Annotated in this window: 12 protein-coding genes; 1 reads left to right on the forward strand and 11 read right to left on the reverse strand. The window is 42.6% G+C overall.

The window, feature by feature from the left end:
- Positions 1 to 2: 2 nt before the first annotated feature.
- A complete protein-coding gene (locus BUC22_RS01780; RefSeq protein ID WP_013382022.1) occupies positions 3 to 419 on the reverse strand; it encodes an RrF2 family transcriptional regulator in 417 nt (138 codons plus the stop codon).
- Between the two features lie 5 nt (positions 420 to 424).
- Entirely contained in the window at positions 425 to 742 is a 318-nt protein-coding gene (locus BUC22_RS01785; protein WP_238054361.1) for a rhodanese-like domain-containing protein, read from the reverse strand.
- Positions 743 to 1,049: 307 nt separating this feature from the next.
- On the opposite strand from BUC22_RS01785, the gene BUC22_RS01790 reads away from it, so the two are divergent.
- Positions 1,050 to 1,631 carry a TetR/AcrR family transcriptional regulator gene (locus BUC22_RS01790; RefSeq protein WP_013382024.1) on the forward strand — a complete coding sequence of 194 codons (582 nt, stop codon included), beginning with the start codon at positions 1,050 to 1,052 and terminating at the stop codon, positions 1,629 to 1,631.
- A 7-nt stretch (positions 1,632 to 1,638) separates the two neighbouring features.
- On the opposite strand, the gene BUC22_RS01795 is transcribed toward BUC22_RS01790, so the two are convergent.
- The 9 genes from BUC22_RS01795 to BUC22_RS01835 form a co-directional block, all read right to left on the reverse strand.
- Positions 1,639 to 3,915: an ABC transporter permease gene (locus BUC22_RS01795; protein WP_013382025.1), complete on the reverse strand. Its 2,277-nt coding sequence runs from the start codon at positions 3,913 to 3,915 to the stop codon at positions 1,639 to 1,641.
- The gene (locus BUC22_RS01800; protein WP_013382026.1) at positions 3,915 to 4,616 is read right to left on the reverse strand and encodes an ABC transporter ATP-binding protein; all 702 of its coding nucleotides are present in this window, start codon (positions 4,614 to 4,616) and stop codon (positions 3,915 to 3,917) included. The genes BUC22_RS01795 and BUC22_RS01800 overlap by 1 nt, the downstream gene beginning before the upstream one ends.
- A 176-nt stretch (positions 4,617 to 4,792) precedes the next feature.
- Entirely contained in the window at positions 4,793 to 5,800 is a 1,008-nt protein-coding gene (locus BUC22_RS01805; protein ID WP_013382028.1) for an NERD domain-containing protein, read from the reverse strand.
- Between the two features lie 114 nt (positions 5,801 to 5,914).
- Entirely contained in the window at positions 5,915 to 6,559 is a 645-nt protein-coding gene (locus BUC22_RS01810) for a nuclease-related domain-containing protein (RefSeq protein ID WP_013382029.1), read from the reverse strand.
- Positions 6,560 to 6,573: 14 nt separating this feature from the next.
- The gene (locus BUC22_RS01815; protein WP_013382030.1) at positions 6,574 to 7,932 is read right to left on the reverse strand and encodes a sodium-dependent transporter; all 1,359 of its coding nucleotides are present in this window, start codon (positions 7,930 to 7,932) and stop codon (positions 6,574 to 6,576) included.
- A 167-nt stretch (positions 7,933 to 8,099) separates the two neighbouring features.
- Positions 8,100 to 8,522, reverse strand: coding sequence for a MarR family winged helix-turn-helix transcriptional regulator (locus BUC22_RS01820; protein WP_013382032.1), 423 nt, complete (start codon positions 8,520 to 8,522; stop codon positions 8,100 to 8,102).
- Between the two features lie 209 nt (positions 8,523 to 8,731).
- Positions 8,732 to 9,871: an acyl-CoA dehydrogenase family protein gene (locus tag BUC22_RS01825; RefSeq protein WP_013382034.1), complete on the reverse strand. Its 1,140-nt coding sequence runs from the start codon at positions 9,869 to 9,871 to the stop codon at positions 8,732 to 8,734.
- A 42-nt stretch (positions 9,872 to 9,913) separates the two neighbouring features.
- Positions 9,914 to 11,470: an acyl CoA:acetate/3-ketoacid CoA transferase gene (locus BUC22_RS01830; RefSeq protein WP_073382101.1), complete on the reverse strand. Its 1,557-nt coding sequence runs from the start codon at positions 11,468 to 11,470 to the stop codon at positions 9,914 to 9,916.
- A gap of 9 nt (positions 11,471 to 11,479) precedes the next feature.
- Positions 11,480 to 12,256: an enoyl-CoA hydratase-related protein gene (locus tag BUC22_RS01835; protein ID WP_013382036.1), complete on the reverse strand. Its 777-nt coding sequence runs from the start codon at positions 12,254 to 12,256 to the stop codon at positions 11,480 to 11,482.
- Positions 12,257 to 12,622: the final 366 nt, after the last annotated feature.

The raw sequence follows: 12,622 nt of genomic DNA on the forward strand, positions 1-12,622 counted from the left end.
TTTTACGAACCAAAAATTTTAAGGTCTATGTCGCCAACCGTTGTTTTTTCGAGCTCTTTTTTTCCAGCTGCATCAAGGGACATAAAGATTTCATCCATTATATCTGCCATTCCGGAAGCAATCAGACAATCCATTTCCGAGTCCCCGGAGCGCCAAGAGGTTGATACTACCCTGCCGCCGATCGCTTCACAGATCAAACGCAGATTCACCGAAAAGGGGTCCAGGTCAAAATAATAACCGCCTTCGCTGCCGCTCTTTGTTTTAACCAACCCTGCCTTTTTAAGCTTTGCCATCACCTTACGGATTCTTGCAGGATTAGTACATACATTTTCGGCAAGTGCCTCACTGGATAAAATGTCACCCTGATGATGATTCAGAAAAACCAGTGCGTGAACCGCAATACTAAATTCACCAGTCAATTCAATCACTCCGTTTCGTAGGGCCAGGTGTTAATTCCGCCAAAATCATAAATATTAGTATAACCTAAGGCTACCAGCTTTCTCGAGGCCTGCTCACTGCGTTTGCCGCTTCGGCAGTACACCAGAATTTCCTGGTCTGAATCCGGAAGCGCCTCGGGCTTTTCACCGCCAATGGTGTCTAACGGGACTAGAACTGCGTCTTTTATATGCCCTTCATTGTATTCATTTTTCTGTCTCACATCGACAATCAAAATATTTTCATGCTCATCCATTCTCTTTTTCGCTTCATCCTGAGAAATCTTATGATATTCTGCTTTCACCATATTTTTATCTCCTTCTTGTTTAGATTGACTGCTGCCCTTAGTTGGCTTTGCTGTGCAGCCTGTATATGCTGTCGCTGCCAATACCAGCAGCATTAATATAATTATACCCTTTTTCCACATAAACCCTCCTTTTGTAATCACGTTTGTTACACTTCTTGATTGTAATTATAAAAGTTACATTTTGTTTTGTCAAGCTCTTTTTTTAAAAAATACGTTATTATCCATAAATACATATGCTATACTAATACTTAAAGGTAACACCCAACACGGACTGGTATATGGATTTCAAATTGATAACGGAGTACCTATGCAAACCAAAAAAGAGGAAATACGTCAGGAAATTCTTTTAGCAGCAGAAAACGAATTTTACAAACGGGGCTATCGAGATGCTTCAATGCGAACCATTGCAAGAAAAGCCAACACCACTCTGGGTAATATTTATAATTATTTTGAAAATAAAGAAGCCCTTCTCGACGCGGTGATCGGCGATATACCAGAAAAAATCAACGCCATGATCGAAAAGCACCGGGAATTTTCTGTGGGTGCCCTTACTAAGGATAATTATCTTGCGATTATCGGCGATATTCTTCCAGAGGTTTTCCCTTTAGATTTGCTGATGAGCAAGGGAATTGTTATTTTATTGGAGGGCTGTGAAGGAACAAAATATACCGTCCAGCGCGACTGCCTGCTCAGGCTTTTTTCCCAGCATCTCGCCGAGCATCTTGGGATTCCCTATGATAGTAATCTCAGCGCTGCAATGCTTACGGGAACCATTGCCGCTTTCCTTTCAATTGCCAAAAGCAATAAAAGCCTGGAAGAACGCAAGCAGGATCTTTACGATTATATCGTTACTCTTGCCTTTGGTCTTCCAGACCTTACAAATTCCTGATCGATTCCTATTCAACAGATTTCAAAGCGCTGACCATATCAATCCGCTTCAGCTTTCTGGATACAAGCCAGACCACAAAAAGCGAAATTGCGAAAATCCCGATACTGCTGAACAGATAGGACCACAGTTCTATTTTAGGCTGCATGTCCAGGGTATCGCCCATGAAAAGCAGCATGTACGCAACCAGCCCATAGCCACATGGAATTCCGGCGGCGATCCCCACAACAGAAAGCCAAACCGTCTGTCTGCGCAGCAGCTTTGTCAGCCGTTTATGATGAAACCCCAAAACCTTTAAGGTTGCCATCTCCCGCATTTTTTCCTGGAATGAAAGCGCCCCAAGATTATAAAGGACCACAAGCCCCAAAATAATCGCTGCGCCAATCATAACAAAAATAATGGCGTTCATCATTTCGAGCATGCTGTTGAGCGCTGCAATCAAATCCTCTCTGGATTGAACCGTCTCATAGGCTTCTCCTGAAAATTTTCCAGCCTCCTGATCGGTTACAAAAGATGTCGGCTCAAAGCTCTCACCGCTTTTTTCAAAAGCCTTGCGGCTCATGTACACGCCCTGCTCTAAAGGGGTCTGTATGATTTCCTCTATCCGCGCTGTATGCCAGCCCAAGCTGCCATAGCTGCGCCATTCGATCACATCACCAATGGAAAGTCCTTCGCTTTCTGCTGTCTTACGCGTAATAGCTGCGCCGTCTTCCGGCAGAGAAAGCATGTTTCCCTTCTCGTCCTGAAAAGTAAAATAAGCGCCTTCATCAAAAACAGATAAAGCGAGAGCCCCCTTGCCGCTTTCTTTTTCAATCTCCACTATGGCTTCATCTAAAAACTGATGATTTTTTTCTTTTTCAAGCTGCTTCAGCTGCTCGTCGGTACACTTCTCAGATAAGCTTACTTTGGTCTCATAGGTCTGAAGCGTTCCGTACATGGTATCCGCGAGGTTACTGACCGTATCGCGCATTCCCAGGCCGCACAAAATAAGCATCATACAGCCCACAATACCAAACACAGTGATCAGTGAGCGCAGCTTATTTCTCAGGACGTCCCGGATATTCCACTGGCTGTAAAATCCCAGACGTTTCCAAAAACGACTCTTCTCTATCGCTGTATGCCGGCTGGTCTTTGGGGCTTTTGGCCGAAGAGTCTCCGCTGCTGCTCCCTTTAGCTGTCTGCGACTTGCCCCATAGCAGCTGCAGCAGCAGATCAAAAAGCATAAAAAGGCCATAGCATAAACTGTTGGTGTCACCGCGCTGTTCCACCACGGCATTGTATACATTGATTTCTGGAATCCAAAAACCAGAGGCGGCAGAAAAATCGGACCCGTCAAAACACCAAGAATAGTGCCGGCGCCTCCCACCAAAAATCCAAACGACAGATAATGCAGCCTAATTTTTCTGTTTCGTATTCCCAACGCTTTCAAGGTTCCAATCTGGACTCTCTGGTCCGCTGTTATCCGGGTCATGGTCGTCAGAGTCGTGAGTATGGCAATTATCAGAAAAACCACTGGATAAACCGATCCCACGGCTCTCATCTGATTAATCTCATTTCGGAACATCGCAACACTCGGAATATCCTCCTGCATGACAAGCATTGTTGTCCTGCCTGGGAGGGCTTCTGTTATCCTGCTCTCCAGATCATTTTTAGAGAGGCCCTCTGTTTTTAACAGCGCCTGTGTGTAAGATACCGGACCAAGGCTCCAGGCGTCTTCCGGCATAAATGCATAGCCATACCTCTCATGATCCGGGATAATTTCATTGTTATTTTTGACTGCATATAAATATTCAGGCTGCATCACAAGGCCTTTTACCACTTTGGTGAGTACATTGTTTTGACAGGTCATATTAATCGTGTCGCCTGTCTTTATCTGGTGTGCCTCTGCAAACTCGCTGTCCAGCCAAACACCATCCATATGACTGTCAAAGGCTTCCCCCTCCACCAGATGGCACCCGGACAAGGCGTCGCTGTTAATAACATTGAGCTGTAAAGTCACCGCGCTGTCTGACTCATAGGTTGTATCCAGCTGCAGTCTTTTCGTTACGGTCTCAATGCCAGAACTGCTTTTTAACTGCTCGTAATCCTGGTCTGTAAAAAAACGGCTGTAAACAATAGCGTCTGCAAGGTGTGTTTCATCATAATAATCCTGACTTGACTGCTTCATCCCCTGTCCAATACTCGTCATTCCTGAAAAAATAAATACGCCTAAAAAAATCATTAAAAATATGGCTAAAAACTGAGCCGCATTATTTTTTAAATCGCGCAGCATTTTTCGTAACAGCATTACCATCTCACCTCGCTGACATCTTTTGGCGCAGTGTTGCGTGTAATGTCTGCGATACCACCATTTTTAATCCGGATCACCTTATCGGCCATCTCGGCAAGCGACGCATTGTGCGTTACAATGACAACAGTGTGCCCTTTTTCCCGGCTCATGTTTTGGAGCAGCGATAAAATCACCACCCCCGTTTCCGAATCCAGGGCTCCGGTAGGCTCATCACACAATAAAAGCTTAGGATCTTTGCACAGAGCACGCGCAATGGCTGTCCTCTGCTGTTCTCCTCCAGAAATCTGGGTGGGAAACAGGTGCCGGCGCTCCCACAGACCAACCGATTTTAAAACCGGCTCCGGCTTCAGCGCCTTTGATGTGGCTTCTTTGATCAATGCAATATTTTCATAAACCGTTAACGCTGGTATTAAATTATAAAACTGAAACACAAACCCAATCTCAGAGGCTCTATAATCCGTCAGCCGGCTGTCCTTAAACGCTGTAATGTCCTGCCCATCAACAAAGAGATGACCGCTGGTCGCAGTATCCATTCCCCCTAACAAATTCAGGATTGTGCTTTTCCCTGCACCGCTGGGCCCAAGGATAACAACCATTTCTCCTTTTTCAATCGAAAAGCTGGCTTGATTAACCGCCAGAATTTTTTGATCACCCATAAAGTATTCTTTTGTAATTTTTTCCAATTCAATAAAGCCCATCTTTTACCTCCAGTTTTTATCGTCAATCGTGCGCACGATAATTGATAGGATAATGGTGGTTTGATTATAGGCGAAAAAACAGTTGGTGTAAATGCTGACAGCGCATATAAAATCATTAGTTAACAAGTGTTCATTTTTGACGCCACAAAAAAGACAGCCTGAAAAGACTGTCTTTTTCATTGGCACTTGCTGATCGTTTCATAATAGTGCTGCGCTATAATATGTATAATGAAATCTCCATAGCTTTCGCACCGTTTTTCATCCATTCCCTGAACTGTTTCCAGTTCAATCCGGTTTTTAGGCTTCATATTAACCAGATTTTCAATGCTTCGCCTGTCCAAAACCTCCGCTGCGGCAATCCGCTCTCTCTGACTTTGCTCTTTCGCGAAAGCTGTCAGCTTATTTTTAAGGCATTGGTCTTCCCTTGAAAACTTCGTAAGGTCCGGGACCTTAATCTCGTGGATTTCTGTTTCGGGTAGATAAAAGGATTGCGCTGTTTTCCTCCGGGCAGATACCGGGGCTAGGCTTTCTCCGCTGGTATAGAGCTTCAGCCGATTATAAAGATACTGAATCCGATCTGGTGTTAAAACAACAGACTGCTCTGCTATCTGGCTGCGCAGCCTCTCAAAGAGCATCTTCCTGTTCAGCACCGTGTCTGTTGTTTCCAGACCCAAATCGCTTATCCCGCAGCGGTTGCTGAAAACAACATAGTCATGAACCCATGCTTCCTTAATTTCCGGGTAGCGTGTGAGCAGAGCCCGCACAGTATATTTGTTTTCTTTAAGAGGATTTTCAAACGCCTTTCTATTGCCATCTTCCTTCAAAATATACCACTGCCTGTCCCCTTCGCCGCCCGTAACATAACCAGACTCATTTATAGAATTAAATAAATATAATCCCGTTGGGCAGATCAGCAAAACGTCAAGCTCCGCCTGATTTCCATCCTCCGCAAGGATTGACATGCGTGACAGAACCTCATTATTCTCACCTGGAAGCATTAAAAGTATTTGGTTCAGAAGCTGAGGGGCTGCTATTTTAGGGTTGATTTCGACAGCATAGCTGACCTCTGATTTACGCGGCTTAAACGTACTTTTCATGCGCCGGCTTATAAACTTTATCATCACAAACGCAAAAACAACCAGCACCAGCAGGTAAAAAAATCCCAACAATATCTTTAGCATCATTTATCCCCCCTCTTTTTTTATTATACTATACTTTCACATATAAAAAACAGGCTGCAACAGGATTTTTTTGCAGCCTGTTTCATCAGGTTCTTGAGTTTATCAATCTAGGTACTATCATTTTAAACTCTTAACCTGTTTTTTATGTTTTCGCTTTACCTTGCCGTTCATATTGGTAAATTCCTGGAGCCGCCTTTCAAAGAGTGCCAGCTCTTTTCCAGAAAACTTATTAAAGCTGAAACGGAGCTTCCATTTCAGTTTCCTTTTTAAATCTGTATCCTTTAAAACCTGAACCCTGCGATTTTTGATCTTTACTCTTTTTATTTCACTGCTGCCACAGAACACAATACGTGAATAAACAACCCGTGGATTAATTTCTGGAAGTAAACGCAATAATGCCCGGATATGCCCTTCATTTTGCCATACAGGATTATAGAAAGGAACCTTTTTCCCATTGCGCAAAACCTTGAGCCACTCATTATACCGTTCGTCCCCATAGATATTGCCGCGGTAATTTTTAATTTCAAAGACAAATATTCCCTTTCGACTAAGCAGAAGAAGATCAATCTCTGTGGTTCCCCTGGCTGTAGGCAGATAGAGATTTCGTAGAATCACACTGCTTCTGGGCGCTGCTTGATTGAGCATCTGGTAAATTTCTGTTTCGCCCATTTCGCCCGCTTTATATTTCTTTCTATTTTTAATATATTGATTAAAGCTTATCACCGCAGCAAAAAGCAGTACCAGAAAAATTAGCCACAGCATCTTTTCTCCATCTTTTAAAGCTTTATTATTTTAAAAGTATCCAGTATATAGGCGATCATAATGGCAATAGTAAAGACCGGCGCAATGTATTTGAGCATAAAAATATAAAGCTTCTCTCTTTTAAACTCGCCTGAAGATTTAAGCTCACTCAGAACAAAATCTGGTTTAATAATCCATCCAACCAAAACACATGTCAGGCAAGAGCCTAAAGGCATCAGAATATAATTGGATGCAAAGTCCATAAAGTCAAGGATCTGCAGACCAAATATCTGAACACTGTCCCACAGGCCAAAACCAAGACTTGGAGCCATACCCACAACAAAACAAAGCAGCGCCACCATAAAAACAGCATTCTTTCTCGGCAGCTTAAACTGGTCACATACAGCGCTGATAATTGCCTCCATTAAGGAAATAACTGAGGTGAGCGCAGCAAAAAGCACTAAAGCAAAGAAAATCGCACCGATGGCGCCGCCCATTGGCATGGAAGCAAATACTTTAGGTAAAGTGATAAACATAAGGCCAGGACCTGCGTTCAGCGCACTTGGATCTCCACCCGAAAATGCAAAGACAGCTGGAACGATCATCATTGCTGCCAGTATTGCAATACCCGTGTCAAAAATCTCAATTTGACCGACACACTTCTCAATGTTTTCATCCTTTTTCATATATGATCCATAGGTAACCATAATTGCCATCCCCAGAGACATTGAGTAAAACATCTGTCCCATGGCGGCTACAACACCCATAATTGAAAATCTCGAAAAATCAGGGATTAAAAGGTATTTAAAGCCATCGAGAGCTCCTGGCAGTGTAAATGAATAACCGGCCAGAAAAATCGTCAGAAGAACCAGAACAGGCATCAGTATCTTGCTGGCTCTCTCAATTCCTCCCTTAACACCACCAAACAGGATAACGGCTCCGATTAAAATAAAAAGCCCCATCCAGATAATAGGCTCTGCACTTGTACTGATATAATTTGAAAAGAAAGTATCGGTTGCGGCCTCTGTCATCCCGCCAGTCGCAAAAACAGCCAGATACTTAATAACCCATCCGCCAATCACGCTGTAATACGGCGTAATAATCGCAGCAACCACAACTGCAAAAACACCAATAAAGGCCGACTTAGAGTTTAATTTTTTATAGGCGCCAATGGGGCTCAGACGGGTTTTTCGCCCAATCGCAATCTCTGTTGTCATCAAAGTATAACCAAAGGTCAATGCTAAAATAATATAAACTAAAATAAATGCTCCGCCGCCATACTTTGCAGCGTAATATGGAAAGCGCCATATATTGCCAAGCCCAACTGCTGAACCCGCAGCAGCCAGTACAAAACCGAGCTTTCCTGAAAACTGACTTCTCTTTCGATTCTCCACTAAATCAAAAACGCTCCTCACTTTTAAATTTACGTGCCTCAATTTTCAAAGGCTGTTTTATTGCCTTTGAACGCACCAATTTTTTATTATATACGAAAACCACTTTAATGTACAGCAAAAAAGCACACAGGGACATCGCTCTGTGTGCTTTCATCCACAATCAACCTTTATTTAAAATCTCCATTCGCAATAATCCGCAAATAGGCTTTAAGCTGCTCCTGCTGTGTGCTGTCTAAATCCTTTAGTGCCTCAATATTGACCTCTTCAATAATTTTCAAAACAGGTTCTTCCAGAAGATTCCCCTTTTCTGTCGCAATCACCTGGACTTCTCTGCGATCCTCTACATTGACAATACGGTCAATCAGTCCTTTTTTCTGCATCCTGTCCAGAACCCCTGAAATCGTAGAGGTTTCAAGACATAAGGTGTCCGCGATCTGCTTGGGTGTATTATGCTCCCTGCCCCATAAGCAGTTCAGCACGCCATACTGTGAAGGCGTAATGTCATAAGGCGCCAGCCTTTGGCTTAAGTACTGAAAAACATTATGCTGGGCTGTCGTCAATAAAAAATTTATACAATCTTGTAATTCCATAAAAATCCTCTATTCTAATTCTTTTGTTACAGAAATATTTACATTCTAAACAATTATATTTTATCCTCTGTTTTTTGTCAATTGAATTCGCACAAAAACTCCTGACCGTTAAAACCATCAGGAGTTTTGGGGTTCTATGTAAAAATCGGCAATAAAGGATTCTTACATCAAGCGTATAGCAGTTTATAAGAGAGGTGTCATAAGAATTATTATCTGAACAATTGTCCGCTGATAACCAATTTCTGGATTTCATTGGTTCCTTCATAAATCTGAGTAATCTTAGCGTCCCGCATCATACGTTCGACATGATAGTCTTTCATATACCCATTACCACCAAGCATCTGTACAGCTTCTGTTGTAACATGCATCGCAGCATCGGTACAAAGAAGTTTTGCTTTTGCAGCTGATAAAGTATAAGGTCTTCCCTCAGATTTATCCAACGCTGCTTTGTAGAGCATTAATCGCGCCTGCTCAATCTGACATTCCAGTTCGACCATTTTAAATGCAAGGTACTGGTTCTTATACAATGGTTTTCCAAACTGCTCACGCTGCATTAAATACTTTCGGGCAATCTCGAATGCGCCTTCGGCAAGCCCCAGCCCCTGTGCTGCAACGCCAATACGGCCGCCGTCAAGGGTTTTCATAGCTACCTTAAAGCCCTGTCCTTCTTCACCCATCAGATTTTCTGCCGGGATTTTACAGTTATCAAAGATAAGCTCAGATACCTGGGCTGCACGAATCCCCATTTTATCTTCAATTTTTCCGATCGAAAATCCTGGAGTCCCTTTTTTGACTAAAAAACAAGATAAACCTTTTGCTTTCTTTTCTGGCTGAGTTAAAGCGTAAACTGCAAAATAATCTGCTAAAGGCCCGTTTGTATTAAAACACTTAGCACCATTTAAAATATAGTGGTCTCCTTCTCTGGTAGCTGTAGTAATACATCCGCCTGCGTCTGAGCCAGCGTTAGGTTCTGTCAGACCAAAAGCGCCAAAGCTCTGACCAGATAATACCGGTGGTAAAAATTCTCGTTTCTGTTCTTCCGAAGCAGCGTTTGACACACTTCCACCGTAGAGGGAGGTTGATACTGAGTAAGAAATAGCAACAGATCCGTCAACCTTGGCAATTTCTTCAACGGCAATGGCATAATCAAGGTAATCTCCACCCTGTCCGCCGTATTCTTTTGGATAAGGAAGGCCAATCAGCCCCATTTCACCCATTTTTTTATAAGCGTCAACCGGAAAAGTACTTGTCTCGTCTCTTTCCCGGACACCTGGCAATAATTCTTTTTCCGCAAATTCACGTACAGCCTTCTGCAATGCCAACCTTTTATCATCTAACTGAAAATCCATTTAAAAAACTCCTTTTTATATCTTTTAATATTTAAAAACTTTTTAATTACCTTTTATTCCCATTAACTCGTCCCGGAAAATCCGCCAGTCCATGAGCGCCGGCTCTCCGTCCATTTTAGGTGCAAAGTCCATTTGATCAAGGACATCTTTTTGCAAATCAATCCCCGGGGCGATTTCAATGAGATATACACCGTCTTTTCTCAGTTCGAAAACAGCGCGTTCAGTAATATACATGACCGGTTGACCGGTTTTGTTAGCGTAATCTCCACTAAAGGTAATCTGTTCTGCCTCTGTTATAAATTTTTTAGATTTGCCTTCCTGGATAATTTTAATTTTTCCGTCTTTAATCTCAGTCTTTAGCCCTCCAGCGGTAAACGTACCACAGAAGTAAACCTTCTTTGCGTTTTGTGTAATATTGATAAAGCCACCACACCCTGCAATTCTTGGTCCAAATTTGGAAACGTTAATATTTCCTTTTTCATCTGCCTGAGCCAGTCCAAGAAATGCCAGGTCGACTCCACCACCATCATAAAAATCAAACTGATAAGCCTGATCCAGAATGCACTCTGGATTGAGCGCTGCGCCAAACTGTGATCCCCCTTGTGGAACACCGCCAATCGGACCAGCCTCAACAGTCAACGTCATATAATCGCCAATTCCTTCTTCATTTGCGACACGAGAAATATACTCAGGTATACCAATTCCAAGATTGACGACACTGTCCTCCATAAGCTCAAGGGCGGCCCGCCTTCCAATAATCTTTTTGGTACACATACAGTCTGCTTTTGTATCACCAAGCGGTGACTGTGTTGCACCGGTCAATGAAGCATCAAAAGGATGTCCAAAACACTGCTGATGGTCTCCTTCTTCTGCGACAACGACTGCGTCAACATAAATCCGGGGAATTTTCACCAATCTGGGATCAAGGGTACCGCCCTTTACAATTTTTTCGACCTGTACCACGACTTTTCCACCGCTGTTTTTAGCTGCCTGAGCGATGGAGGTTGCCTCAAGAGAAGCGACCTCGTTTTCGACCGTAACATTGCCGTATTCGTCAGCATAGCTTCCCCTTAAAAAAGCAACGTGGACTGGAAAAGCTTTGTAAAGCAATTTTTCCTGCCCATTGATGTCAATCAACTCGACAATGTCATCTTTGGTGATCTCATTTAGTTTCCCTCCCTGATTTCTGGGGTCAACAAAGGTGTTTAAACCAACATGTGTAATTGTTCCGACACGGTTCCCCGCAATATCTCTGAAAAGCTGAGAAATGGTTCCCTGTGGCAGATTGTAGCCTTCAATTTTATTATCAATTACCATGGTTCCAAGCTGAGGAACCATATTCCAATGACCGCCGATAACACGCTTTACCATGCCCTCATGGGCAAAGTGGTCAGCCCCGCTGCCATCCCGGTTTCCCTGAGCTGCTGCGTAAATCAATGTAAGGTTTTTAGGTTCCCCCGTTTCCAGAAAGCGTTTTTCCAATGCTTTTGTCAGCGTTTCAGGACAGCAGCTCCCAACAAAGCCTCCAGTAACAATAATTTGATTATTTTGAACCAGATCTGCTGCTTGCTTGGGTGTTAAAACAGGTATATGTTTCATCTCATCACCCTAAAAGTCCTTTAAAGCTGCTTTTCTTTTTTCCAGAAACGCACTCATACCCTCTTTTTTGTCATTTGTAGAAAACGCCAGACCAAAAAGATCTGATTCAAATCTGCAACCTGAAGCCAAGTCAACATCCATACCGGTATTGATAGCAGATTTTGCCAGTGCTACGGCATAGCTCGCTTTACTGATGATTTTTTCTGCCATTTTCAAGCAGGTGCTCATTAATTCATCTTTTGGAACAACTTTATTGGCTAAACCAATCCGGTATGCCTCCTGTGCATCAATTTGATCGGTTGTAAAAATCAGTTCTTTCGCTCTTCCTTTTCCTACAAGTCTCGGTAAACGTTGAGTGCCTCCAAAGCCAGGAAGGATTCCAAGATTTACCTCAGGCTGGGCAAACTTCGCATTATCAGCTGCAATACGAATATCGCAGGCCATAGACAACTCACAACCGCCCCCTAAAGCGTAGCCGTTAACCGCTGCGATGGTCACCTGCGGAATATTTTCAAGCTTAGCAAACGTTTCATGGGCCAGCAGGCACATCTGCCGACCTTCCACCGGAGTGCCATTCACCATTTCTGCAATATCTGCACCTGCAACAAAAGCTTTCTCGCCAGACCCGATTACGATTACAACTTTAATGTCTTTACGTTCCTCGATTTCACTTACAAGCTGCTTTAATTCTGAAAGGGTTTCGCTATTCAGAGCATTGAGCGCTTTTGGACGATTAATTGTAATCACACCAACTTCATTTTCCACATTAAATAATAAATTGTTCATTGTAGAACCCCCTAAAAATAATCTATTTTATGTAAAAATCTTGGATGTACATATTTTGTATAAAAATAGATAGCATGCAAATTATACAAGCTATAAAAACCGCCTTTCGGCGTTTCCTTATAAAAATACTTTGTATGCAAATTACTCGTTGGCTATAATATACACCCTATAACATTTTCTGTCAAGATATTTTCAAATTTTTTTAAAATTCTTAAAAAAATACCACCATCAATACATTGGGAGACCATTGATGGTGGAGAGAGGGGACTTATAAGAGAATAAATCCTATACATTTTATATTTTACACCGTATTCGAAAAAAAAGATATATGTAAAAAGTGCAAATTTCATTTTTTTATAAACTTGT

Source organism: Eubacterium callanderi (assembly GCF_900142645.1).
Lineage (GTDB): Bacteria > Bacillota > Clostridia > Eubacteriales > Eubacteriaceae > Eubacterium > Eubacterium callanderi.